General features: G+C 68.6%; 22 protein-coding genes. 12 read left to right on the top strand and 10 right to left on the bottom strand.

The window, feature by feature from the left end:
- Window positions 1-2 precede the first annotated feature (2 nt).
- Window positions 3-992 (bottom strand): UDP-N-acetylglucosamine 4,6-dehydratase (inverting), encoded by a 990-nt coding sequence (gene pseB, locus MRBLMI13_RS01190; protein ID WP_367821010.1) that lies wholly within the window; start codon window positions 990-992, stop codon window positions 3-5.
- Window positions 993-1098: 106 nt separating this feature from the next.
- Between pseB and MRBLMI13_RS01195 the strand changes: the two genes are divergently transcribed.
- Window positions 1099-2583 carry a GNAT family N-acetyltransferase gene (locus MRBLMI13_RS01195; RefSeq protein ID WP_367821008.1) on the top strand — a complete coding sequence of 495 codons (1485 nt, stop codon included), beginning with the start codon at window positions 1099-1101 and terminating at the stop codon, window positions 2581-2583.
- Window positions 2584-2592: 9 nt separating this feature from the next.
- On the opposite strand, the gene pseI is transcribed toward MRBLMI13_RS01195, so the two are convergent.
- Window positions 2593-3654, bottom strand: a complete 1062-nt coding sequence (gene pseI, locus MRBLMI13_RS01200; RefSeq protein ID WP_367821006.1) for a pseudaminic acid synthase — start codon at window positions 3652-3654, stop codon at window positions 2593-2595.
- 92 nt (window positions 3655-3746) lie between these two features.
- Between pseI and MRBLMI13_RS01205 the strand changes: the two genes are divergently transcribed.
- Together MRBLMI13_RS01205 and MRBLMI13_RS01210 are read left to right on the top strand one after the other, a co-directional pair.
- On the top strand, window positions 3747-4436 hold the full coding sequence (locus tag MRBLMI13_RS01205) for a hypothetical protein (RefSeq protein WP_367821004.1): 690 nt from the start codon (window positions 3747-3749) through the stop codon (window positions 4434-4436).
- 43 nt (window positions 4437-4479) lie between these two features.
- A complete protein-coding gene (locus MRBLMI13_RS01210; protein ID WP_367821002.1) occupies window positions 4480-4845 on the top strand; it encodes a hypothetical protein in 366 nt (121 codons plus the stop codon).
- Between the two features lie 30 nt (window positions 4846-4875).
- On the opposite strand, the gene MRBLMI13_RS01215 is transcribed toward MRBLMI13_RS01210, so the two are convergent.
- From MRBLMI13_RS01215 to MRBLMI13_RS01230, 4 genes are all read right to left on the bottom strand, one after another.
- Window positions 4876-5499 (bottom strand): hypothetical protein, encoded by a 624-nt coding sequence (locus tag MRBLMI13_RS01215; protein WP_367821000.1) that lies wholly within the window; start codon window positions 5497-5499, stop codon window positions 4876-4878.
- A 4-nt stretch (window positions 5500-5503) separates the two neighbouring features.
- Window positions 5504-6460 (bottom strand): glycosyltransferase family 2 protein, encoded by a 957-nt coding sequence (locus MRBLMI13_RS01220; RefSeq protein ID WP_042541941.1) that lies wholly within the window; start codon window positions 6458-6460, stop codon window positions 5504-5506.
- 97 nt (window positions 6461-6557) lie between these two features.
- A complete protein-coding gene (locus MRBLMI13_RS01225) occupies window positions 6558-7856 on the bottom strand; it encodes an O-antigen ligase family protein (RefSeq protein ID WP_309687361.1) in 1299 nt (432 codons plus the stop codon).
- Window positions 7853-9268: an O-antigen ligase family protein gene (locus MRBLMI13_RS01230; protein WP_367820997.1), complete on the bottom strand. Its 1416-nt coding sequence runs from the start codon at window positions 9266-9268 to the stop codon at window positions 7853-7855. The genes MRBLMI13_RS01225 and MRBLMI13_RS01230 overlap by 4 nt, the downstream gene beginning before the upstream one ends.
- 87 nt (window positions 9269-9355) lie before the next feature.
- On the opposite strand from MRBLMI13_RS01230, the gene manA reads away from it, so the two are divergent.
- From manA to MRBLMI13_RS01250, 4 genes are all read left to right on the top strand, one after another.
- Complete coding sequence (manA, locus tag MRBLMI13_RS01235) at window positions 9356-10498, top strand: mannose-6-phosphate isomerase, class I (RefSeq protein ID WP_367820995.1); 1143 nt, start codon at window positions 9356-9358, stop codon at window positions 10496-10498.
- Window positions 10499-10656: 158 nt separating this feature from the next.
- Window positions 10657-10974 (top strand): WhiB family transcriptional regulator, encoded by a 318-nt coding sequence (locus MRBLMI13_RS01240; RefSeq protein WP_079112584.1) that lies wholly within the window; start codon window positions 10657-10659, stop codon window positions 10972-10974.
- Window positions 10975-11202: 228 nt separating this feature from the next.
- Window positions 11203-14205, top strand: coding sequence for a glycosyltransferase (locus MRBLMI13_RS01245; RefSeq protein ID WP_414685941.1), 3003 nt, complete (start codon window positions 11203-11205; stop codon window positions 14203-14205).
- Window positions 14202-15584, top strand: coding sequence for a DUF5719 family protein (locus tag MRBLMI13_RS01250; RefSeq protein WP_367820991.1), 1383 nt, complete (start codon window positions 14202-14204; stop codon window positions 15582-15584). Before MRBLMI13_RS01245 ends, MRBLMI13_RS01250 begins: the two co-directional genes overlap by 4 nt.
- A gap of 31 nt (window positions 15585-15615) precedes the next feature.
- On the opposite strand, the gene MRBLMI13_RS01255 is transcribed toward MRBLMI13_RS01250, so the two are convergent.
- Complete coding sequence (locus tag MRBLMI13_RS01255; RefSeq protein ID WP_042541936.1) at window positions 15616-15957, bottom strand: metallopeptidase family protein; 342 nt, start codon at window positions 15955-15957, stop codon at window positions 15616-15618.
- Between the two features lie 165 nt (window positions 15958-16122).
- Between MRBLMI13_RS01255 and MRBLMI13_RS01260 the strand changes: the two genes are divergently transcribed.
- From MRBLMI13_RS01260 to MRBLMI13_RS01275, 4 genes are all read left to right on the top strand, one after another.
- Window positions 16123-16329 (top strand): DUF3499 family protein, encoded by a 207-nt coding sequence (locus tag MRBLMI13_RS01260; RefSeq protein ID WP_042541935.1) that lies wholly within the window; start codon window positions 16123-16125, stop codon window positions 16327-16329.
- A 76-nt stretch (window positions 16330-16405) separates the two neighbouring features.
- On the top strand, window positions 16406-17365 hold the full coding sequence (locus MRBLMI13_RS01265; RefSeq protein WP_231567644.1) for an efflux RND transporter periplasmic adaptor subunit: 960 nt from the start codon (window positions 16406-16408) through the stop codon (window positions 17363-17365).
- Window positions 17362-18180 (top strand): ABC transporter ATP-binding protein, encoded by an 819-nt coding sequence (locus tag MRBLMI13_RS01270; protein ID WP_367820988.1) that lies wholly within the window; start codon window positions 17362-17364, stop codon window positions 18178-18180. The genes MRBLMI13_RS01265 and MRBLMI13_RS01270 overlap by 4 nt, the downstream gene beginning before the upstream one ends.
- Window positions 18177-19391, top strand: a complete 1215-nt coding sequence (locus MRBLMI13_RS01275) for an ABC transporter permease (RefSeq protein WP_367820986.1) — start codon at window positions 18177-18179, stop codon at window positions 19389-19391. The genes MRBLMI13_RS01270 and MRBLMI13_RS01275 overlap by 4 nt, the downstream gene beginning before the upstream one ends.
- 34 nt (window positions 19392-19425) lie before the next feature.
- Here MRBLMI13_RS01275 and MRBLMI13_RS01280 read toward each other — a convergent pair whose 3' ends face one another.
- Window positions 19426-20235, bottom strand: a complete 810-nt coding sequence (locus MRBLMI13_RS01280) for an RDD family protein (protein ID WP_367820984.1) — start codon at window positions 20233-20235, stop codon at window positions 19426-19428.
- 16 nt (window positions 20236-20251) lie between these two features.
- Here MRBLMI13_RS01280 and MRBLMI13_RS01285 point away from each other — a divergent pair, with 16 nt between their 5' ends.
- The gene (locus MRBLMI13_RS01285; RefSeq protein ID WP_367821344.1) at window positions 20252-21244 is read left to right on the top strand and encodes a stage II sporulation protein M; all 993 of its coding nucleotides are present in this window, start codon (window positions 20252-20254) and stop codon (window positions 21242-21244) included.
- Between the two features lie 12 nt (window positions 21245-21256).
- Here the strand turns inward: MRBLMI13_RS01285 and MRBLMI13_RS01290 are convergent, their stop codons facing one another.
- Both MRBLMI13_RS01290 and MRBLMI13_RS01295 read right to left on the bottom strand, forming a co-directional pair.
- Window positions 21257-22564 carry a DUF58 domain-containing protein gene (locus MRBLMI13_RS01290; protein WP_367820982.1) on the bottom strand — a complete coding sequence of 436 codons (1308 nt, stop codon included), beginning with the start codon at window positions 22562-22564 and terminating at the stop codon, window positions 21257-21259.
- A complete protein-coding gene (locus tag MRBLMI13_RS01295) occupies window positions 22565-23488 on the bottom strand; it encodes an AAA family ATPase (protein WP_042542171.1) in 924 nt (307 codons plus the stop codon).
- Between the last annotated feature and the right edge of the window lie 9 nt (window positions 23489-23497).

Here is a 23497-nt window from a genome sequence, read left to right on the forward strand (position 1 = left end):
GGTCAGATCCCCGCCTCGATGATCTCCGCGATCTCCGCCTGCGAGTACCAGCGGTCGTTGCTGTCCGAGCGATAGGCGAAGCCCTCGGGCACAGGCACGGCGCCGGCGGGCATCTGATAGCCCCACGAGGCGAGGTCGGGCTGGATGATGAAGTACTTGCCGTCGCTGACCGTCACCGCGCGGCGGCCCTCCTCCGGGCTGATCATCTCCTCGTGCAGCTTCTCGCCTGGGCGCAGACCCACGTCGACGAGCTCGGCTCCCGGCACGACGGCGTGGGCGAGGTCCGTGACCTTCATCGAGGGGATGCGGGGGACGAGCAGCTCGCCGCCCTGCATGAGCTCGAACGTGTCGACCACCATCTCGACGGCCTGGGGGAGTGTGATGAAGAACCGGGTGCACCGCAGATCGGTGATCGGCAGCGGTTTGCCCTCGGCGCCCAGACGGGAGAAGAACGGGATGACCGAGCCGCGTGATCCCATGACGTTGCCGTAGCGCACCACCGCGAATCGCGTGTCGTAGGCGGCGGCGTAGTGGTTGCCCGTGATGAAGAGCTTGTCGGCGGTGAGCTTCGTCGCACCGTACAGGTTGATCGGGCTCGAGGCCTTGTCGGTCGAGAGCGCCACGACGCGCTTCACTCCGGCATCGATCGATGCCTCGATCACGTTCTGGCTGCCCAGGATGTTCGTCTTCACGAACTCGAACGGGTTGTACTCGGCGGTGTCCACCTGCTTGAGCGCCGCGGCATGCACCACGTAGTCGACGCCGTGCAGCGCACGAGCGAGACGTCGTTCGTCGCGGATGTCGCCGATGAACCATCGCAGCCGGGGGTCGTCGCCGAACTGCTGTCGCACCTCGTACTGCTTGAGCTCGTCACGCGAGAAGATGACCAGACGCCGGGGGTCGAGGTGGGCCAGGGCGTGCCGTATGAACGCCTTGCCGAACGACCCGGTGCCGCCTGTGATGAGGATGCTCGCGCCCTCGAGAACCGACACTCTGTCTCCTCAGCGTTGTCGTGATGGCATGGATGCTCGGGTTGTTCCATGCCCGGCCTATCCTATCGGGTGGGCGCAGGCGCGCCCCGGAGGAGAGGGACGAGCGATGAGCGGGCGACGGGTCCTCCTGCACTGCAACGCCGGTGTCGAGTCGGGCATGGGACACCTCATGCGCACGCTCACGGTGGCTCGCATCGCGCGCGACCGCGGGTGGTCGGCGACGGTGTTCGGCGATGTCGACGAGGCAGGTGCGGCCATCCTGCGCCGGATGGATCCAGACCTGCCGCTCGTCACGACGCAGGGGGCCGAGGCGGGCATCGGCGACTTCGCCGATCTCGCGCGTGGCCTCGACGTGATCCATCTGGACAGCTACCGGGAGATCCCAGATCTCTCGTCCCTCGGACCGCTGATCAGCAACATGCAGGACGGTCCGTTCGGCGTGCGCGATGCCGATCTCGCGATCGATGCCAACCTGGCATCCGAGCGCACTTTCGCGGACCCGGAGCGCAGCCTGAGCCATCTGGCGGGCATCGACGCCGCGGTCGTGCGCGCGCAGGTGCTGGCGCAGCGCGATGTGCGGACGACACCCTCGGCCGTGCCTCGGGTGCTCGTCGTGATGGGCGGCACGGATCCGCACGGTGTGACCGCTCGTGTCGTCGCCGCCTTCGATCGTCTGCCCTCCGAGGTGCAGATCACCGTGATCGACCCCCGACGCCGCGAGGAAGTCGTCTCAGCGGCCGAATCTTCGCGCCACGCCGTCGAGGTCCTGGGTTTCGTCGACGACCTCCCCGCGATCGCCCGAGACCACGATCTGGCCGTGACCGCGGCGGGAACCTCCGTCTGGGACTTCGCGTGCATGGGCCTTCCGATGGCACTGGTATGCGTGGCGGACAATCAGCGCGTCGGCTACCGCCAGGTCGTCGAGCGTGGGCTCGCCATCGGGCTGGGAGAGCCGCCCCATCAGAGCCTCGAGGAGCGTATCGGCCTGCTCGCCGATCTTCTCGCATCGCCGGAATCGCTCGCCGAGACGGCTGCCGCCCTGAAACGCATCGTCGACGGCCTCGGCAGCTGGCGCATCGTGACCTCCTGGGAGCAGCTGCTGAGCACGCCTCCTCAGGTCGGGCCTCGGACTGCGCTGAGCGCTCGTCCGGCGATGATCGACGATGGCCAGAAGCTCTTCGAGTGGCGCAACGACCCCACAGTCCGCCTGAACTCCCGCTCGCGCGGCGAGATCGACCGAGGATCGCACGATGAGTGGCTCGCGAGAAGCCTCGAGGATCCCGATCGTCTGCTTCTCATGATCGAGTCAGACGGGATGCCGGTCGCCACGTGCCGCTGGGACAGGAGGTCGGCAGACGCATGGGAGATCTCGATCACGGTCGCCCCCGAGATGCGTGGTCGCGGCGTCGCTGCATCGGCGGTCGAGGCGGCGGAGAGCGCGCTCGCTGAGCTGCCCCCGATCCGGCTGCTCGCTGTCGTGCACCGCGACAACGCGGCGTCTCGTCGGCTGTTCGAGCGCGCCGGCTATCTTCCGCATCTGCCTGCGGATGAAGACGGCTTCCTCACCGTGGCGAGATGGCGGCTGTCGTAGCGGCGTGACCTAGAGCACGTCCCAGGTCAGCGGCGTGCCGCGTTCGACGTCTCTCGTGAACGTGCGTCCGCTCACGAGGGCGAAGTCATCGGGGCGGAGTCCTCCGGCCGGGCGGATCGAGCGCACGTTCTCAGGACCCACGCTGTCGCCGGCACGCACGTCGGCGACGACGAACAGAGACCGGCGGAGGGCGAGAACCGCCTCTTCCTGGGCTGTCGGTCCGAACGATACGCCGCTCGCCGACGCGACACGCGCCTGCTCGGAGGCGATGACGAGGGCGTGGAACTCGTCGGGCGTGAGAGAGAAGTCCGCGTCGACGCCGCCATCCGTGCGGTCGAGCGTGACGTGCTTCTCGATCACGACCGCACCGAGGGCTGCAGACGCGACTGCGACTCCGATGCCGAGCGTGTGGTCCGAGAGCCCCACCGGGACATCGAATGCGTTCCGCAGCGCCTCGATGTTGCCCAACCGCGCCTCTTCGGGAACCGCGGGGTAGGCGGCGGTGCACGCCAGGAGCACCAGATCCGTGCCGCCGGCGCCGCGGATCGCGGTGACGGCCGCGTCGATCTCCGAGAGCGTCGCCATGCCGGTGGACACGATCATCGGCTTGCCGGTGCGGGCCACCTCGCGGAGCAACGGCAGGTCGATGATCTCGGCGGACGCCGTCTTGTACATCTCCACGCCCAGTTCCTCGAGGAACGAGACCGAGCTCGGGTCGAACGGGGTGGAGAACGGGATGAGTCCGTGGCTCCGTGCGCGCTCGAAGATCGGCGCGTGCCACTCCCACGGCGTGTGCGCCTCCTGATACAGGGAGTACAGGTTGCGGCCGCCCCACAGGCCGTGGTCGCTCGCGACCTGGAAGGCGGGCTTGTCCGAATCGATCGTGAGGGTGTCGGCCGTGTACGTCTGGATCTTGAGGGCATCGGCACCCGTGGCGGCGACGGCGTCGACGATGGCCAGCGCGCGATCGAGGTCGCCATTGTGGTTTCCGGACATCTCAGCGATGGTGAACACCGGCGAACCGGCGCCGATGCTCGCGGTGGAGAGCTGGATGGTCTGCGAAGAAGTCACGCCGACAACTCTAGACGCGTCCTGTGGCTGACTCGCCGCCGTGCCGCTGGAGTCGCTGTCGGCGTGCCCTAAGCTGAGGTCTCATGGGGCGTGTGACGGAGCTTGTCGGTGATGACACGGCGATGGCCGGTGAGGCGGGGTTCTACGACCGCCTCCGTCCTCTCGTCAGCGCGTACGCCAGGACGGCCCCGGTGCGCCGGATCGCCGTCGTCGGCAATCAGCCGCTCGAGCCGTCCGACCACAGGGCCGAGATGATCGATACGGCGGACGTCGTGTTCCGAGTCAACGGCTTCCGCGTGGATGACGTCGACGGAGCACCGTCGGTCGGGCGCCGTGCCGACGTCGTGGTGTTCAACCGCGGTGTGCGGCCGACCCCCTGGTTCTTCGACGGGTATTCAGAGCGCCTCTATCTCATGATCGAACCGGGGCGCCTGCTCTGGGAGAATCCGAAGCTTCCCGCTTTCTGGCCTGCTGATCTCGGGATCGTGACGATGCCGAACCGCGAGGTGGTGCTGCCCCTCGGTGAGGCGATGGGCGCTGATCCGCGCAGCGGCGGCCAGTGGGCGACGACGGGAACCGTGATGCTGTGGATCGCGACGCGCCTGTTCCCTGAAGCTCGGGTCGATGCCGCCGGATTCTCATTCGTCGACTCCCCGGATCAGACGTCCTGGAACCACGCTTACGGCGATCCCTCGGCTGTGGGGGCAGAGCACCGGATAGACCTGGAATCGGAGCTCGTGCGGGGCTGGATCGAATCCGGCCGCGTCAGCTATCACCGCTGAACTTCACCGACCATCGACAATCACCCGAATGATTGAGGACTGCATGCTGAACCGACTCCGTCGCAGACTGGACGCCGTCGTCGAACGCCGTGTGGACGCGAGAGTGGACGCCAGAATCGGGCGCGCCCTCGAGCAGTTCGAGAACGCGCAGCGCGACTACGAGGCGCGCCTCGCCGGCACCCAGGCCGACTTCTCGTACATCAGATCCGAGTTCGATCGCATCGCCCCGCAGGTCGCGGCGCTCGAGCAGCGCTTCGAGTGGCTTCGAACACGGCTCGATGCGGGAGACCTGGATCCCGACGGCGCCCTCAGCCGTGCTCAGGCCGAACACGAGCGCGCGCGAATCCGACTCGAACTCGCCGCCCACTACGAGGAGCGCCTACGCCGCCTCGAGTCCGGCGTCGACTGAGCCCGCACGAAGCCCGACCCGGCCTCGCGGTCAGAGTCCGACGATGTCCCGGAGCGCATTCGCCGCGGATCGTGCGCTGTCGACATCCGTCGGCGTGCCCGCTGCCGCGTCCGACCGCAGAGCGCTGAGCGTCTGGTTGTAGTCATTCACGGCGGCACCCCAGGCGGATTCGATGGAGCTGGGGGGAGCAGCCTCTCCGAGCCGCTGGGCGTCGGCCTGAAGATTCGCGATCACGGCCGTCGCATCCTGGCCGCTGGTCTCGCTCACGATCTGAAGCCCGGTCAGAGCGTCGTCGAGCCACCCGCGCACCTGTCCACGGAACGCATCGACCGAGGGGTCTGCGGCGGGCGGCGGGGTCGTGATCGGCGTCGTCGGTTCAGGCGCGGCGGTCGGCTGCGGAACCTCGGTCTGGATCGGCGTCGGCGAGGCCGAAGGCGACATCGACGGGGACGCCGACGGTGACGCGGAAGGGGACGGTGACCCGCTGGCGCCGGGAGTCGGAGACTCTCCGCGCGGCAGAAGGAAGAACAGCAGCACGCCCACGATGACGAGCGCGGCGACGACGAGTCCGACGATGAGCCAGACTCGACCACGATTGCGCGGCTTCGGCTCCAGAGGGGCCCAGCGGAGGTCCGGCTGCGGTTCGTCGGTCATGCTGTCAATCCTCCAGAGCGGGCATGGGCGTCCAGGAGCGATCGCGGCCGAGCTTGCCGCCCTCCTTGAGTCCCCGGAACAGATTGCTCGTTCCTCGCACCGTGCGCTCGACGAACAGCAGCCTGATGAGCTCCTTCGCGAACGTCATCGACGTCCCGAGTCCGAACAGCACAGGGTTGTAGTTGCCGTGCACGCGATAGTAGTTCTTGATGTACGCCCGGTTGCGCATGATGTAGAAGCGGTAGGCGTTGCTCGAGGCGTTCATGTGACGGATGCCCATGTCCCATTGCTTGATCTCGCGGGTGCGTCGCAGGACGAACTCGTCGACGATCACCGCGGTGGTCTTGCGCGAGGCGAGCCACCCGTACATCTGGTCATCCCAGTAGATGAAGAAGCGGTGGTCGGGCAGACCGATCTGCCTGACGATGGACCGATGGATGAACATCCCCTCGAAGCATCCGCTGTTCATCTCCTTGAAACCGGAGGCGTCGAAGCCGGACGGAGCGAACGGGATCGGGATGCCCATTCGCTCGGCGATCCGGTACTGCCAGTAGAACTCACTGCCGTCGTAGTCGTAGCGGCGGCCCTGGATGCTCTTGAAGCGCGGAGCCCACTTGCCCATCTTGGCCAGGCCGTCGGTGACGACCTCGACGTCGTCGTCCATCATCCAGATCCACTCGGAGCCGAGTTCGTACGCGGTGCGCATGCCCTCGCTGAAGCCTCCCGAGCCGCCGGTGTTCGTCTCGAGTCGGCGGTACACGACCTCCGTGCCGAGCTTCGGCCGGAACGACTCCACGACGTCGGTGGTGTCGTCGGACGAGGCATTGTCGATGATCACGACATGGCCCGGCTTCGGGTCCATCGCGCTGATGCTCTCGAGGAGACCGGTCAGGAGGTGAGACCGGTTGTACGTGACGATGACGATCGTCGCGGACGCCGGGTCGAAGGGGGCGTGAGTCACGAGGTGCAATCTCCGGTGGCTGGGGGCCCGCAGGGCGCCGCGAGCAGCTCCACCCTACCTGGAGCAGTTCGGAATCCGCCGAGGGCGCGGCGAGTGGTCAGCGTTCGGGGCGCAGGGTCGGGATCGCGCCGGTGTGCGCGGCATCTATGCTCTCGCGCCACGACCTCGTCTGGCCGGCCCGCAGAGCGCACAGGACCAGCATGAACCACCCGGCACCGACCAGGGTGAAGCTCTCGAACATCGACTCCACTGCGAGAGTGACGAGCATGAGAGGCGTCCAGGCGTAGACCACCGAACGTCGTACGCTCGCGACGAGCCACGATCGGACGGTGGCGATGCCTCCGAACAGCAGGAAGAGCACGAGTCCTGCCGTGCCCAGCTGCAGCAGGACGTCGAAGTAGGCGTTCAGCGCGCTCTGATGGTGGTCGTCGAGCAGGAAGTTGATGTAGGTGAAGGGGAACTCGCCGCGGGCCCAGGACCCGAACCACCCCCATCCCTCCACCGGCTTGAGAGCGACGAAATCGAGGATCGTGTTCCACAGGGTCGCCCTGATCGAGAAGTCGGACCCCGCGTCGAGCAGTGCGATGATCACGTGGCGCAGAGCGAAGGCCGCAGCGAGGGCGAGGGCGACGAGAACGCCGAGCACCCATTGCACGATGGTCCGTCTCTCCGCAGGCGCATGACGGACGATCGCGAGAGCGACGGCGACGACGCCGACCGCGGCCGCGAGCACCAGCACGGTGGGGGAGGACGAGAAGAACGCCAGCAGCGACGCGAGAGCGATCGACGGGACCGCGATGCGAGCCGTCAGCGACTGGGAGCGCCACTCGACCACGAATGTGATCAGTGCGATCACCGTGACGAATCCGAGCATGTTCCTGCTGCCGAAGATTCCCTGCACCGGGCCGCCGACGGCCAGGTCGCCCTGGATTCCGAGGAAGGTGAAGGGGGTGTCGAGCAGCACGCCGGACAGGATCTCCAGGCCGAGCGACACGAGCAGGAGGAACCTCAGCGAATCGCCGAGGGCGCGGACCGTCTGGAGCGTGTCACGGATGTGGCCGACCGTGACCGCCAGGAACGCGAATCCGAAGAGCTCCATCCACCCGAAAGCGGTGGACGACTTGTCGGTCGTCCACACGATGCTGACGAGCGCCCAGGCGAGGAAGGCCAGGAGCGATGACGGAGCGATGCGCAGCAGCGAGAGCTCTTCTCGACGCACCCACAGGACCCAGGCGCCGAGCACGCAGAGGACGGCGATGATCGTGGCGAGGGTGACGTGGGAGGCCGCGTGTTCGATCGTGAACGACGAGAAGACCGCGGTGAGGGCCACCACCGTGTACGCGCGAGCGAATTCGGCCGAGCCGAGCAGATCGCTCAGACGACGTCGCGTCGTCACGGAACCCGCCGGCTTCGCTCGCCGCGCTCGATCACGCGCTCCCGTTCGCCCACGCCGACCAGGGGCACCACCTTGATCTTGAACGTCAGCATCACCAGCAGCATCCAGCCCCAGAGCATGATGGGCGTCGACTCAGTGAGGCCCTGCACGAGCAGCACGACGGTGAAGAGACTCGGAAGCAGTGTGATCGCCGAGAAGGTGCGGTCGGACTTCAGGTCCCATCGAGGTCTGTCGACCGCGAAGAACCACGAACGCCAGAGCAGGCTGAGATAGGCGAGCGCAACAAGGACGACACCGACGACACCGAGCTGCATCAGCACGTCGAGCCACATGTTGTGCGCGTGGAAGACGGTGATGCCATGATCCTCGATCCACCCGGCGAAAGCGGGGTCGAAAGGCACCCAGGGGCTGGAGAAGCCGTTGCCGAAGATCGGGTGCTCGGCGGCCCGCGCGAGGACCTTGTCCCAGATCGTGTCGGAGCGACCGGTGAGGTCTGCACTGCGCCCGAGGAGGGCGAAGAGCGGTTCACGAAGCAGCCAGGCTGCGGCTCCTGCGATCGCGACGCCGCCGATGGACACCACGTAGAGCCTCGTTCGCGCGCCCGGCGTCTTCGTGCGGCGCATCAGCAGTGCGACGACGAGCACCAGGACCGCGGCCGCCGCGCATGCGTACGCTGTGGCGGATCCGGCTCGGAGGAAGAAGTACCCGGCCAGCAGAGTCCAGAGGGCCAGAGTCGTGCGCCACCGCGCACGGGCGGCGAACAGCACACCGAACGTGAGGATCGCGAACAGGCAGACGATGGCGAGCACGTTGGAATTGCCCACGATCCCCTGGATGCGGCCGCCGTCGAGCAGGTTGCCCCTGACCCAGTACCAATGCGCATTCGTCTCGCCGTCGGGCCGGACGAAGAAGTTCGGCAGGATCGGAGCGCGCACGACGAGCGCGACCCACAATTCGAGCGCGAGGGACAACCCGAGGATCCACTTGAAGGCGGAGGCCAGTGCTCGCACGATCTCCTGCCACGACAGCACGTACACGATGAACAGGGCGTTCACTGTGACGGTCGCGAGCAGGAACCAGGTGATGATCGTCGCCCCCCGCCACTGCGACCACGCGACCGAGAGCAGAGCCAAGGCGGTGTAGGCGATGGCCGCCCATGGCAGACGCCGCCAGGCGAACGCGGCAGGACGGCGGCGGGCGACCATCGGAACGCCGATGGCGAGCGTGGAGATCAAGAAGACGATGAGGGTGACGAAGGCGCCGATCTCGCCGACGAGGTTGTAGACCGCCGAGTGAGCAAAGGTCGCGAAGAGGACGAGCCCGATGTATCCGCGCAGCAGAAGATGCCCCGTCGACTCGCGCTCTGGAGCGGTGGGCGGGGCGGCGACCGGGTGCTTCGTATATTGCGCCATCGCGTTCAGGCTACAGCGCGGACATCGCCACGAACCTGATGCAGTACGTCGTGGCACGGCGAGTTCGCATGCCAATACCCTGGTGACATGCTTCTCAGCCTCTCGAACGTGCCCCGCGACTACGCCTGGGGGTCGCCTACGCTTCTCGCCGACCTGGAGGGCCGCACCCCCACGGGCGGTCCCGAGGCCGAGGTGTGGTTCGGCGACCACCCTGGAGACCCTGCGGATGTGCAGGGCGACGGGACGCTCGACGACGTCACCGGCGGATCCCTGCCCTACCTGCTGAAACTGCTCGCGGCCGCATCGCCGCTGTCGATCCAGGTGCACCCCACCATCGAGCAGGCGAGAGCGGGGTGGGCGCGGGAGTCGGCGCTCGCTGCCACGGACCCGAACCGCAACTATCGCGACGACAATCACAAGCCGGAGCTGATCGTCGCCTTGAGCGATCGCTTCGAGTCGCTGAGCGGGCTGCGGTCCGTAGAAGATACGCTGCGCCTGCTCGACGTGCTCGGAGAGAGCACGGGGGTCGCGGAGCTCGCCTCTCGTCTCGACGGCCAGGGTGACGTGCTGCGCGACACGATCGGCTGGCTGCTGTCGGGTGAGGCGCAGGCGGTGGTGGATGACGTCGTGGACGCGGTGCACACGGCGGCAGGCTCCGCGTCGGGCGAGTGGGCCGCCACCCTTCGCGGGGTGGCTGCGATCGCGGAGACCTACCGGGGTGACCCGGGCGTGGTCGTCGCGCTCCTCATGAACCACGTGGTGCTGCGCAGGGGAGAGGGCGTCTTCCTGAGGGCCGGTCTGCTGCACGCCTACATCTCGGGGCTCGGGGTGGAGATCATGGCGGCCAGCGACAACGTGCTGCGCGGAGGCCTCACTCCCAAGCGCATCGATGTGCCTGAGCTGCTCTCGATCCTCGACACGACGACGGGTGAAGTGCCCGTGCTGCGTCCGGCGGCGGCGGATGCCGTCACCGTGTACCCGGTGCCCGTCGCCGACTTCTCGCTCAGACGGATCGAGCTCGACGATGCGAGTGTCGTGATCGACGTGGACGGACCCACCATGGTCCTCGCCACGGTCGGTCGCGTCGTGGTGAGCGGCGCAGACGGCGAGCGGCGTGAAGTCCCGGTCGGCACGGTCGCGTTCGCGACGCCCGAGGAGGAGCGCCTGACGATCAGCGGTCGAGGCGAAGTGTTCGTCGCCGCTCCCGGCGATCCTGCCGCAGAAGGGTGACCCTCGGCGCGGGCGTGCGACACGCCGTGCGGCGGTCAAGAACCTTCAAGACCGGATTGAGGGTTTACGATCCGCGACTTGACCGATGCGAATGACACGGGTGTAATTAGTTGAGCACGGCCCGCCGAGGGGGCGGAATTTAGGGGTTGGAGAGCGAGATGACGGGTTACCGTTCAGACGTACCGGAGAACTGGTTCGTCGATCCGATCAACCTCGGTGTCCCCGGGGTTCGGAAGATCGAGACCGACGACGACAATGCTCTGGCATGGCAGAGCGATGCGCTCTGCTCGCAGACCGATCCCGAGGCCTTCTTCCCCGAGAAGGGCGGGTCCACCCGCGACGCCAAGCGGATCTGCACATCGTGCGACGTCCGCGGCGAATGCCTCGAGTACGCGCTCAACAACGACGAGCGCTTCGGGATCTGGGGCGGCCTCTCGGAGCGCGAGCGCCGCAAGCTCAAGCGTCGCGCCAGCTGATCCGGTATGCGACGGCCGTCGGGAGGCGCGCTCCGAGCCGCTCCCAGGGACACGTCACCCGAGGCGACTCGCGATTCTCATAGCTTCGCGGCCACGCCGAAGCAGGTATGCCTCGGAGTCCTGCCGCGCGCATAGGCTGACCAGGTCATGCCAGCCCGAGTTCATGCAATCATCGTCGCGCGCCCCGGTTCTTCCGCCCGCGCGCAGCTGCTCCGCACACTCGATGCGTTGCGCTCCCAGACCACACCCCCAGCCGCGATCACCCTGGTGATGTGCGGCGATGCGGCCTCGGCTCGTGAGAGCGGGGCCATCGCCGGCGCTGTCGAAGGCATCATCCAGGCACGCGGCGGTACGTCCTTCGCCGATGCGGTCGAGCTGGCCAGACCTCGCATCCTCGAGGGGAGTGCCGTCTGGCTGCTCGCGCATGACACCGCGCCGCACGAGCGCGCTCTCGAGCGCCTGGTCGGAACCCTCGAGCGCTCGCCGTCTGCGGCGATCGTGGCGCCCAAGCTCGTGCACACGGACAACGAGCGCGAGATCGTCTCCCTCGGTGTCAGCATGACGACTCTCGGACGTGCCGTAGAGCTGGCAGCCGGTGAGCTGGATCAGGGACAGCACGACGGCAGCGACGACGCGCTGGGTGCAGACATCCGCGGCATGCTGATCCGCGGCGAGGTCCGTGACGCGCTTCGGCCGGATCCGGCCCTCGCGGGAGCGGACCTGGGACTCGATCTCGGAGTCCGCGCCCGACTCGGCGGCGGACGTGTCGTGCTCGCGCCGTCGGCGAGAGTGTCGGTCTCGCCCGATGGACCAGCGGCACTGCCGACCGCACGAGGCAGGCGCGCCTTCGCGACCAGACTCGCGCAGCTGCACCGCCGGCTCGCCTACGCCCCGGCGATCGCCGTGCCGCTGCACTGGTTGAGCCTGCTCCCGCTCGCACTCTGGCGATCGATGACCGATCTGATCGGCAAGAGGCCGGAGGCGGTCGCTCCCGAGTGGGCAGCAGCAGTCACGGCGATGTTCCGCTTCGGCGCGATCGCTCGCTCTCGTGCGCGCATCCGTTCGTTCCGGACATCGAGCTGGTCGAGCATCGCACCGCTGCGGGTGAGCAGCTCCGACCTGCGTCGACGGCTGGACGACGGCCATGGCAGCGAAGGCGGATCCGCCAGCGAACTTCGATTCTTCTCGGGCGGCGGCGCCTGGGCGGTGCTCGCCGCGCTCGTGGTCAGCCTCGCGACCTTCACCACGATCCTCGCGTGGCCGGTGCTCGGTGGCGGGGCCCTGCTTCCGCTGCGCGAAACGGTCGGAGCGCTCTGGAACGACGCCGCCTGGGGGCTGCGAGGTCTCGGAGTCGATGTGGTGGGTCCGGCCGATCCGTTCGCCGGTGTGCTCGCCGTGCTCGGCTCGCTCTGGCCGGGTGCTCCGTCGTTCTCCCTCGTGCTGCTCTGGGTGCTGGCGCTGCCGCTTGCCGTGCTCGGCGGCTGGTTCGCCGCAACGCGTGTGACGGATCGAGCGGGCCTGCGCATCTTCGCCGGAATCGTGTGGGCGCTCGCGCCGACCTTCCTCACTGCGCTGGTCGACGGTCGCCCAGCAGGAGTGCTGGTGCACCTTCTGCTGCCGTGGCTCTTCCACGCAGCAGCCGTGGCTCACCGTTCATGGGGCGCGGCGGGAGCCGCATCCCTCCTCTTCGCCGCGGTGGCGGCGTGCGCGCCGTCGCTGGCCCCGGCGCTCCTGCTGCTGTGGGTCGTGGCGCTCGGCATCACTCTGGCCGGGGCGCGGATCCGCGGGGCCGTCCGCCTGCTGTGGGTGCCTGTTCCTGCCGTCGCGCTCTTCGCTCCGCTCGTGCTCTGGCAGCTTCGCCACGGTGACATCCTCGCGGTGCTCGCCGATCCCGGTTCGGTCTGGAACGGTCCGCAGGCGACGGCCGATGCGGCAGGAAGGCTCGCCCTGGCCACGGGGTTCCCCACCGGAGACATGGCAGGATGGGCCTCCTGGCTCGGCGTCGAACTCGCGCCGTGGGTCGCGGTGCTGCTGGCCCCTCTGGCACTTCTCGCTCTCGCATCGTCGGTCGCTCCTCGCTGGCGGGCGGGGATCACCCTTCTGGTCGTCGCACTGTCCGGCCTCGCCACCGCATTCCTCGCCGTCGGCGTCGCAGTGTCCTTCGCCCAGGGGGAGCCTGTCGCGATCTGGCCGGGCTCCGGTCTCAGTCTCGCCTGGGTCGGCGTCACGGGAGCCGCCCTCGTGACCCTCGACACCGCGTTGTCGATGCCACGGGTGCGAGTCCTGAGCGCGGCGGTCGCCGGACTGTCGATCGCGGTGTGCGCGGTTCCGGCGCTCGCCGCATTCCACTCCGACTCCTCCGAACTGACCGATGGCCCTGCGTCGACGCTGCCGGCGTACGTCGCCGCACAGGCGGGCGCTGACCGTCAGATCGGCACACTCGTGCTCACCCCCCAGAACGACGGAGGGCTCGCGACCGAGGTCGCGTGGGGCGGAAGTGAGACGCTGAGCGCCCAGACGACGATCCTGTCGACAGCGACGGAGCTGCGCGGTGCCGACCTCACGACGCTGGCGGTCGACCTGCTCTCGGCGCGCGATTTCGATGCCGCAGACGAACTGGGGATGACCGGGATCTCCTACGTCCTCGTCGCTCAGGTATCCGGAGAAGAGTCCGATCGTGCCCGCTCCCTGCGCACGGCGGCCGTGACATCGCTCGACCAGCGGGCGGGATTCGTTCAGGCCGGTTCCACCGACCGCGGTGTGCTCTACCGGCTCGAGGCCGATGCCTCGCCGCGTGCCCCGCTCTCGTCAGCTGAGCAGGCGACGGCCCGGCTCGTGATCACCATCCAGCTCGTGCTCCTTCTCGCCGCCCTGCTGCTGTCGGTGCCGACGCGTGCGTCTCGACGGGCGGCGCGTGCCAGGTCGCGAATCGTGGGACGTGCACCGGAAGAGCCGCTCGTTCTGCCGCGACACCCCGAGGACCGCGAAGACTCCGATGATCCTGAAGATCCCGGCACGTCGCGCGAGCATGACGGGGTCTCTGCGGTCGCCGGGACGACGGACGATGGATCCTCCGGGACACCAGAACCCGATGCGTCCTCGGAGTCCGGTTCCCCGAGCAGTCCGCATCAGGACGCGGAGACCGATCCCGGCGACGCCGTCGACCACGACGCGGGCACGAAGGGTCATGTCGGCCCGGACTCCGAACAGGACGAGAGGGAGCGACGATGACCGGCAACCGTGCATTCCGGGTGGCGGCCACCGGCGCTCGAGTCCTGACTGGCGCGGTCGTGGCAGGGGCGTGTGTCGTCGGCGTCGCGTTCGGCGTCACGGCGACGTGGCCGACAGTCGTGCACGAGCCCGCTCAGGCACAGGTGACGCCTCTTCCGGGTGACACCGTGCTCGTGTGCAACGGCGATCTCCGCGCCGTCGGACGCGATCCGTCGAATCCACTCGAGATGGTGTCGGCGGCAACACCCGCACTGACGGTCGAGGGCTCGTCGGGCAGACCGGAGTCGAGCCCCCTGCCCGCGAAGGACCTCGCCGACGGCGGAGCCGCCCTCCGCCTCGTCGGCATCGTCGACGGACGCCAAGCCCCCCTGCTCGGCGCGACCGAGTCCGCGAGTCTGGCAGAGGCGGATCTGTCCGGCCTCGCCGCGGCTCCCTGCCGCCCTCCGAGCATCGAGTCGTGGCTCGTGGGGGGAACGGTCGCCACAGGAACCGAAGATCTCATCGTCCTCACGAATCCGGGCGTCGTGCCCTCGACTGTGTCGCTCGGCGTCTACGGGTCGGTGCGGGCATCGAGCACCGTGATCGTCCCCGCGGAGTCGCAGGTCGCGCTCCCGCTGACATCGATCGCCGCCGGCTCCGACTTCCCGATCGTCAAGGTGACAGCGACTGGCGCGCCGGTGCGTGCCGTACTGCAGTCTTCGCTCACCCGAACGCTGGACCCAGCGGGAATCGATCTGCAGGATGCGGTTCCCGCCGCGCAGCGTCAGCCGGTGCTTCCGGGCATCGAGGTTTTCGAGAACCAGGGCGACAACGCCGACATGGCTGTTCTGCGTCTGATGTCGCCCGAGGTCGATTCCGAGGCCGTGGTGAGGGTCAGCAAGGTCGGATCGTCGACGGTCGTCGACGAGTTCACGGTGCCGCTCACCGCTGATCTGCCGACGGAGCTCTCGCTGTCGGCGCTCTCGCCCGGCAGTTACACGATGAGCATCGAGTCCGACAACCCTGTGCTCGCCGGCGTGAGACAGCAGGACGGCGCGGGCCCGCAGGACGACTTCGCCTGGGTCACACCGGCCCCGGAGCTCGAAGACGACGTCTACATGGCTGTTCCTTCCGGACCGAATCCCCGCCTCGTGCTCGTCAATCGTGAGGAAGCCGATGCAGTGGTGCAGGTCGCACCCGCACCGGGGGGAGAGCCGACCGCGGTCACCGTGCCCGCGGGCTCCTCCGTGTCGGTCGATGTGAAGCCGCGCACCGTCTACTCGATCTCGACACCGACACCCGTGCACGCCTCGGTCACGATGGCCGCGGCCGGTGAGCTCGCGGTGTGGCCCATCTGGCCCGCGGCGGGGGCGCAGCAGAGCATCACCGTCTACCCGTGACGATCTGGGCGGTGAGGGTCGATCCGCGACCTCAGTGGTCGTGACCGCCCATGTCCCAGGGTTCACGGCCGACGTACTCCGCAGCGGCTCGGAACACGGCGCTCTCGATAGCCATCCGCCGGTGAGCGCCGTCGTCGTGCCCTGGCGGCAGCAGGCGCTCGATCGGAAGACGGAAGAGCACGATCCGAGCCTTCTCGTGATCGAGGTGCCAGCGCGGCACTTCATCCGTCGCCTCGAATGCCGGCATGGCGCCGATCTCGAACCTGACCTCCTGCAGCTCCGGCCAGGTGCCGCGAAGGAACTCCACCGCCGTGCCGACGGTCAGATCGAATCGGTCGATGCGACCGTCGAGAGGGGCCAGCGGCGGACGCACGACCTCACTGCGTCCGAGTCGCCCATGCCGTCCGTGCCTCGCCCCACGTCGGGGTGCTTCGGAGGTTCGGGGACGACGGGGCATAGCGAAAGTCTAGGCCGAGTCTGTCGGCCGGGGCGGCGCGGCATCCGCTCGACCGGAGAACCTGGACGTAGCCTGGCGTGAATGGACGGAAGACTCTGCTCGAAGGTCGGCTGCGCGCGTGAAGCCGTGGCGACGCTCACGTACGACTACGGCGATCAGATGGCGGCGCTCGGGCCACTGGGGATAGCGCGGCATCCGAACGCTCACGATCTGTGCGCGCAGCACGCGGATCGGCTGTCAGTGCCCGCGGGGTGGCTCGTGATCCGTCATGAGGCGCTTCGCGCCTGAGTTCTTCACTTCGGTGGATGAGACACGCCGCCCCGCGGCGGTGAGTCCTCGGAGCGCCCGGCTACGCTGACCGCGGATGCGCCAGGGCGGCGCCGCCGGAAAGGCAGCTGTGATCGTCTGGCGACGCTGGATCTTCCCTCTTCTTCTCGTGCTCGTCTTCGGAGCATGCGCCGCGGCTCTCGTGAAGATCGCGTTCTTCCCGGACAGCAGCGAGGCGATGGTCAGTCCTGAGGCGTCGATCGGAGACCCGGTCATCCCGGTCGAGCGAGGCTCCGTCGTGAATGCCCTCACCCTGAGCGGCAACGTCGCCCGCGACGAGGCCTTCCCGGTGCGCGCAGAGGTCACCGGGACGGTCATCGCGGTGCACGTGCCGGAAGGGGCGACGGTCGCGGCAGGCCAGAAGCTCTTCACGATCAGGCAGGACGAGCCGAAGAAGGATGTGGATGTCGTCGCTTCCGAGGCGGGCGACGTCTCGGAGATCGCTCTGGTCAAGGGACAGGCGACGTCCGCGGGCACGGAGATCTTCACGCTCACGCCGGCGCGCTACCACCTGCTCGCGACGGTGGAACCGGTGCAGCTGTATCGCCTGGTGAACGCGCCGTCCGAGGCATCGGTGACCATCACCGGCGGACCAGCGCCGTTCGCCTGCACGGGAGTCCGCGTGCAGGTGAGCGCCGAGGGCACCGCGAGCGTCAGATGCGCGGTCCCGGGCGACCAGGTCGTCTTCGCGGGCCTGCCTGCGACGATGGATCTCGCGCTCGGACAGGTCGACGACGCCCTGGTGGTGCCGGTCACGGCCGTGCAGGGCGGGGCCGGCACCGGCAACGTGTGGGTCGACGCCGGCGACGGCGCCGAACCCGAGGAGCGGCCTGTCGAGCTCGGCGTGAACGACGGAACCATGGTCGAGGTCGTCTCCGGTCTCGAAGAGGGCGAGTCGATCAGACAGTTCGTTCCCGGATTCGTCGCACCGGTGGAGGAGTTCTGCTACGAGATCGAGCCCGGCGTGGAGCAGTGCGACAGCGGGGTCAGCTGGTGACGCTCGTCGCACTCAGCGATGTGACCAAGAGCGTCCGGCTCGCCGATGACTCGGAACTGGCGATCCTTCGGGGCATCTCGTTGGAGGTGAGTGCCGGTGACCACGTGTCGATCGTCGGCAGGTCGGGCTCGGGCAAATCGACGCTGCTCAACATCCTCGGGATGCTCGACGCTCCGACCACCGGGTCCGTGTCGTTCGAAGACCGCGAAGTGCGGCGCATGCGCTCAGGGCGGCTGGACAGGCTGCGCGGGGACAACGTCGGCTTCGTCTTCCAGCAGTTCAATCTGCTGCCTGGGCGCACGGCGCTCGACAACGTGATGATGCCGCTCGGGCACGCACGGGGGCGGATGTTCTGGAACAGGAAACAGATCGCCGCCGACATGCTCGAGCGGGTCGGCCTCGGCCACCGCATCGAGCAGGTCGCCGACCGCCTCTCCGGAGGCGAGCAGCAGCGGGTCGCGATAGCCCGGGCCCTCGTGCGCCGCCCCGTGCTGATCCTCGCGGACGAGCCGACCGGAGCTCTCGACATCGACACGGGTGCGTCCGTCATGTCGTTGCTCGACCAGGTGGCGACCGAGACCGACGCCGCACTCGTCACGATCACGCACGACCTCCATGTGGCCGCCCGAGCCAGGCGGCACTACCGGCTCGACGCCGGAGTGCTCGAGACCGCGGATCTCAGCCGCGCCTTCGAGGCCTCCACGCTCGCCGCCTCCGTCCCCTCCGCCGCATCGGCGGACTCGGGGGCATCCGCGCCCGCCACTGTGCCAGCCATGCCGGCTATGCCTTCCTCGCGTCGCGGAGCAGTGTCGTGACCGGCATCCTCGGCGCCCTCTCGGACGCCTGGTCGGAGATCCGTGTTCATAAACTGCGGGTGCTGCTCAGTCTGATCGGCATCGCGGTCTCGGTGGCGGCACTCACCGGGGTCGTGGCCATCTCCGAGTATCAGCGCCAGTTCCAGGCCGAGCAGTCGGACCGCTGGGGTGGTCGGGCAGCGACGCTGGTCGTCACGATCAGCAGCGACGACGGCGCACCCGTCGACTTCGACGCCTTCGACGAGCGGTTCACCGGCGTCGCTGAGCGATTCGAGTTCAGCCACACCGCGCGGATCGCGCAGGGCATGGTCGTCCCCGTGCAGCTCCCTGACGGCATCGTCGACGTGAACTCGCGATTGATCGACCCTCTCTACTCGCAGATCCACCGCGAGCAGCTGCTCGAGGGGCGCTGGATGCGCGATGCTGACTCCGACGCGCTCGCGCCGCCCGTCGTGATCACGGAGGCGCTGTGGGACCGCATCGGGCGGACACCCGTCGTTCAGCACCCGACGCTGACGCTCGCAGGGCCCGCAGGCGGCACGTACCAGGTCGTGGGCGTCGTGCCTCGCCAGGGGTTCGGCGACGAGGAGCTGCGCGTCGACATCCTCTACGACGCGTATCGTGCTCGCGTGGATGCCCTGCCGGAGGGAGCATGGCCGCAGTACGAGATCTGGCTGGGCCAGGGTCAGGTCGACGAGATCGCACCCGTGCTCGCGATGGATCTGCGGGCAGGACTTCCGGAAGGGCAGACCGTGTCGGTCAGCCGCTCGGACTGGGCGGCCCAACCCGGCGCGCTGGATGCGCAGGCGACGTTCGAGATGGTCACCGGGGGCATCGCGGCGGTCATCCTCGCGCTCGGAGCGCTGAGCCTGATCAACATCCAGCTGGTCGCCATGCGGCAGCGGGTGCGTGAGATCGGCGTGCGTCGCGCGTTCGGGGCGACGTCGGGCAGGGTCTTCTTCTCGGTGTTCCTCGAGAGCCTTGTGGCGACCACGGTGGCCGGGCTCGTCGGCATCGCGATCGTGGTCGCGGTGCTGCGCTCCGATTGGGTGGTGACGTCGCTCTTCTACGGCATCCAGGACATCCCGCCGTTCCCGATGCGAGCGGCCTTCGTCGGTCTCGCGGCGTCGATCCTGGTCGGTGCCGTCGCCGGCTTCATCCCGGCCCTGGTCGCACTGCGGGTGAAGGTGATCGACGCGATCCGATTCTGACGTGCGCCCGGCGGCCTCTCGACCGGACGAGCGCTCAGACGCCGACGCGACGCCCGGTGAGCTTCTCCGCTCGGCGATCGGCGTTCTGCAGCGCTCTGCGCTCCCGCTCGCGACGGAGCACGGTGATGCCGATGAGCGCCACCTCGGGCGCGGCCTGGGGCAGGGGTGAGACGAACGGCGAGGCCTCGGAGAGCAGATCCTGCGCCACCCTCGCTCGTGCAGACGGCACCATTCGCGGAGCGCTCTGCAAGAACTGGGAGATGCGACGGGCGAGGCGGTCGGGCAGGCGGGCCACATCGGCGATCTGGGCCCAGCCGGCGAGCATCGGCGGCAGCACCGGGATGCTGGGGATCAGCTTCGGCGTGCGCACGCGCTGGCTGTAGGTGCCCGCGACCATGTCTCCGAGGCGCTGGGATCGGGCGCTGAACGCCCCGGCGAGCACCGCGACGCTGCCCAGCGTCATGTAGATCTCGAGAACGCCCAGAAGCGCCCGGATGAAGGCGTGCCGGAATCCGGTCGCGCCCCCGTCGAGGCGTACGATGCGACCACCCACCGCGAGCTTTCCGAGGCTGCGGCCCTTGAGAGCGACCTCCATCGTGATCGGCAGCACCACGAAGCTGATCACGATCGAAGCGATGAAGGCGATCGTGTCGGTCGCCTGGTCGAGAACTCCGATGTCGAGCAGCCAGATTCGCAGGAACAGGGTGAGCACGAAGACAGCGCTGCCGACCAGGAGATCGATGATCGCTCCCGCGGCTCGCAGGACGAATCCGATCGGCTGCACGTCGATCGCGACGGCTTCGCCGGAGAGAACCTCATCGGATGCATCGAGCGGGACGGACATGGGTACAGTAAATCAGGTGGATGCCGATGCGTTGACAGATGCACGCCGCGCCGAGTGGGAGCGACTCGACCAGTTGAGCCGCGCCCGCCTCGACGGGGCGGGCGTCGACGAGCTGATCGTCCGATACCGTGCGGCATCCGCTGACCTCGCGGAGCTGAAGACCTCGGTGGGCGCATCGCCTCAGGGCGCGTATCTCTCGACGATCCTCGTGCGCGCACGGCTGCGACTCACGGGCGCATCCGACAACATCCTCACCCAGACCGGCCGCTTCTTCTCCCTGCAGCTGCCGGCTGCCCTCTATCGACTGCGCTGGACGACGCTCGTGGTCGCGGTGTCGTTCATCGCGGTCGTGGTCGGCACCGCCGCATGGATCTCGTCAGACCCGGCGCTTCTGGCCACCCTCGGCCCGCCCGACCTGCTCGAGCAGTACGCGGACGAGAGCTTCACCGGCTATTACACCGAGAACCCCGCGGCGGTCTTCATGGGCATGGTCTGGTGGAACAACGCCTGGATCGCCCTGCAGTGCGTTCTCTTCGGCATCACCGGCCTCTGGCCGATCAACGTGCTCGTACAGAATGCGATGGGTCTCGGGGTATCCGGCGCGGTCATGGCCGCCCACGATCAGGTCGATGTGATGATCCTCTACATCCTCCCGCACGGCCTTCTCGAGATGACGTCGATCTTCGTCGCCGCGGCCGGCGGACTCCACCTCTTCTGGTCGTGGGTCGCTCCGGGGCATCGTTCGAGAGGGGAGTCTCTCGCCGCCGAGGGACGCTCGCTCGCGACGGTGGCGATCGGGCTCGTCTTCGCGCTGTTCGTCTCGGGCCTGATCGAGGGTTTCGTGACCGGGTGGGCTCTGCCCTGGCCGATCAAGATCGGCATCGGCGTGGCCGCGCTCGCCGCGTTCCTGATCTACATGCTCGTCATCGGCGGTCGCGCGTATCGCCGAGGCGAGACCGGCGACCTCGTCGAGTATGAGGCAGGGACACCGCGACTTCTGGCCGGCTGAGGTCTCAGCGGTTCACAGCCGCCCTGAGGCCTTCAGCTCGAGGTATCGGTCGGCGATCCGAGGCGGCAGTGTCTCAGGATCGGCGGCGATGGCCTCGCCTCCGGCGCGACGCACCGCATCGGCCACGTTCTCCGCGTCGCGCATGGTGCGTTCGGCGGCGGCGGCGAGGTAGATCTCCTCGCGCGAACCACGCTGCATCGCGAGATCCGCGATGCCGTCGTCCGTGACGGATCCGACGAGGATGGACGTCGCCCTGCTCGCATCGGGGAAGGCGCCGAGGAATCCGCGTGCCGACTCAGCGGCATCCTGTGCGGTCAGCACGACGATCAGCGCGGGGCGGGTCGTGAGGGTGCGAACCGCGGCGAACGCGCCCGGCCAGTCGGTGTCGACGAGGCGGGCGTGCACCGGGGCCATCGCGTCCGTCATGGCGGGCAGAAGCGCGGCGCCGTCGACGCCCGTGACTCGAGCCCGCACGACACGGTCGTACATGAGCAGATGCACGTGGTCACCCGCTCGCGCCGCGAGGGCAGCGAGCAGGAGCGATGCCTCGAGGGCGGCGTCCACTCTCGTTCCGTCGCCGACGCGCGCAGCCGCGGTGCGCCCCGTATCGATGATGATCACGACGTGGCGGTCGCGCTCGGGTCGCCACGTCCTCAGCATCGTGGTTCCCGCCCGGGCGGTCGCCCGCCAGTCGATGGACCGTACGTCGTCGCCCCGGACATACTCCCGCAGAGAGTCGAACTCGGTCCCCTGACCGCGCACCTGGATGCTCGTGTTGCCGTCCAGCTCCCGCAGCCGTGCCAGCCGCGAAGGCAGGTGCTTGCGCGACGAGAAGGCAGGGAGCACCCGGACGGTTCCCCGCACCGTGTGGCGGGCCTGCCGTCCGGCGAGGCCGAGCGGACCCCGCGACCGGATCATCACGAACTCGCTTGCGAGCTCCCCTCGACGCCGGGGAAGCAGCGGCATCGAGACGCGCCGCCGTTCGCCCGGTGGGATGCTGAGTCGCTGACGCGCCTCGCCCGCGCCCGCCGTCGGCTGCCATGCATCACGGATCACCGCGTGCAGGGTGCGGCTGCCCTGATTCTGCAGCGCGACGCTTACCGGAACCAGTTCTCCGATCCGGGCGCGGGCCGGCACGCGCCTCGTCACGACGACGGAGCGAGGGCTCGGTGCCAGCAGTACGTCCAGCACCACCAGCAGCACGCACAGCAGCACCCAGATGCCCAGCGCGGCATACGGCGGGAACTCCGCGAGCCCGGCGAGGACGAGCGGGACGATGCCGACGGCGACGGCAAGCGCGAGACGGCCGGTGACGAACACCTAGATCGGCACCCTGGTCTGCTGCACGACGGACGTGAGCACGGCATCCGCCGACACGCCCTCCATCTGCGCGTCCGGCCGCAGCTGCAGTCGGTGTCGCCAGACCGGCACGAGCATGGTCTGCACGTGATCAGGGGTGACCGCAGTCGATGCGTTGAGCCACGCCCACGCCTTCGCAGCGGCCAGCAGGCCCGTCGAGGCGCGAGGACTCGCGCCGAGCTCGACCGATGGCGACTGGCGCGTCGCCCTGGCGAGATCGACGACGTAGCCGAGGACGTCATCGGTGACCTCGACGCGCCCGGCTGCATCCTGCGCCGCCCGGATCTCGTCGGCGGAGACGGTGGCCTCGACGCCGGTGAGCTCGCGAGGCGAGAAGCCCGACGCGTGCTTGCGGAGCACCGACACTTCGGCGTCCCGCTCAGGCATTCCCACGACGAGCTTCATGAGGAAGCGGTCGAGCTGCGCCTCCGGAAGCGAGTAGGTGCCCTCGTGCTCGATCGGGTTCTGCGTCGCCGCGACGAGGAACGGATCGGGCAGTGGGCGGCTGACGCCGTCGGCGGACACCTGCCGCTCCTCCATCGCCTCCAGCAGGGCGGCCTGCGTCTTCGGGGGCGTGCGGTTGATCTCGTCGGCGAGCAGGATGTTCGTGAACACCGGGCCCGCACGGAAGTCGAACTCGCCCGTCCTGGCGTCGTACACGAGCGAGCCGGTGACGTCTCCGGGCATGAGGTCGGGCGTGAACTGCACGCGCTTCGTGTCGAGGCCCAGCGCTCGCGCGAACGAGCGCACGACCAGCGTCTTCGCCACCCCCGGCACGCCTTCGAGCAGCACGTGTCCTCGTGCCAGCAGCGACACCAGCAGGCCGGTCACGGTGCCCGCCTGGCCGACGACAGCCTTGTCGACCTCTGTGCGCACACGGTGCATGGCCTGACG

The organism is Microbacterium sp. LMI13-1-1.1, assembly GCF_040815625.1.
GTDB classification, from domain to species: domain Bacteria; phylum Actinomycetota; class Actinomycetes; order Actinomycetales; family Microbacteriaceae; genus Microbacterium; species Microbacterium forte.

Coding starts and splice junctions, on each gene's coding strand:
- manA (WP_367820995.1), top strand. CDS start 9,356: ATGCTTCTCAGCCTCTCGAACGTGCCCCGCGACTACGCCTGGGGGTCG.
- MRBLMI13_RS01230 (WP_367820997.1), bottom strand. CDS start 9,268: ATGGCGCAATATACGAAGCACCCGGTCGCCGCCCCGCCCACCGCTCCA.
- MRBLMI13_RS01295 (WP_042542171.1), bottom strand. CDS start 23,488: ATGCACCGTGTGCGCACAGAGGTCGACAAGGCTGTCGTCGGCCAGGCG.
- MRBLMI13_RS01195 (WP_367821008.1), top strand. CDS start 1,099: ATGAGCGGGCGACGGGTCCTCCTGCACTGCAACGCCGGTGTCGAGTCG.
- MRBLMI13_RS01215 (WP_367821000.1), bottom strand. CDS start 5,499: ATGACCGACGAACCGCAGCCGGACCTCCGCTGGGCCCCTCTGGAGCCG.
- MRBLMI13_RS01280 (WP_367820984.1), bottom strand. CDS start 20,235: ATGTCCGTCCCGCTCGATGCATCCGATGAGGTTCTCTCCGGCGAAGCC.
- MRBLMI13_RS01260 (WP_042541935.1), top strand. CDS start 16,123: ATGGACGGAAGACTCTGCTCGAAGGTCGGCTGCGCGCGTGAAGCCGTG.
- MRBLMI13_RS01250 (WP_367820991.1), top strand. CDS start 14,202: ATGACCGGCAACCGTGCATTCCGGGTGGCGGCCACCGGCGCTCGAGTC.
- MRBLMI13_RS01240 (WP_079112584.1), top strand. CDS start 10,657: ATGACGGGTTACCGTTCAGACGTACCGGAGAACTGGTTCGTCGATCCG.
- MRBLMI13_RS01210 (WP_367821002.1), top strand. CDS start 4,480: ATGCTGAACCGACTCCGTCGCAGACTGGACGCCGTCGTCGAACGCCGT.
- MRBLMI13_RS01265 (WP_231567644.1), top strand. CDS start 16,406: ATGCGCCAGGGCGGCGCCGCCGGAAAGGCAGCTGTGATCGTCTGGCGA.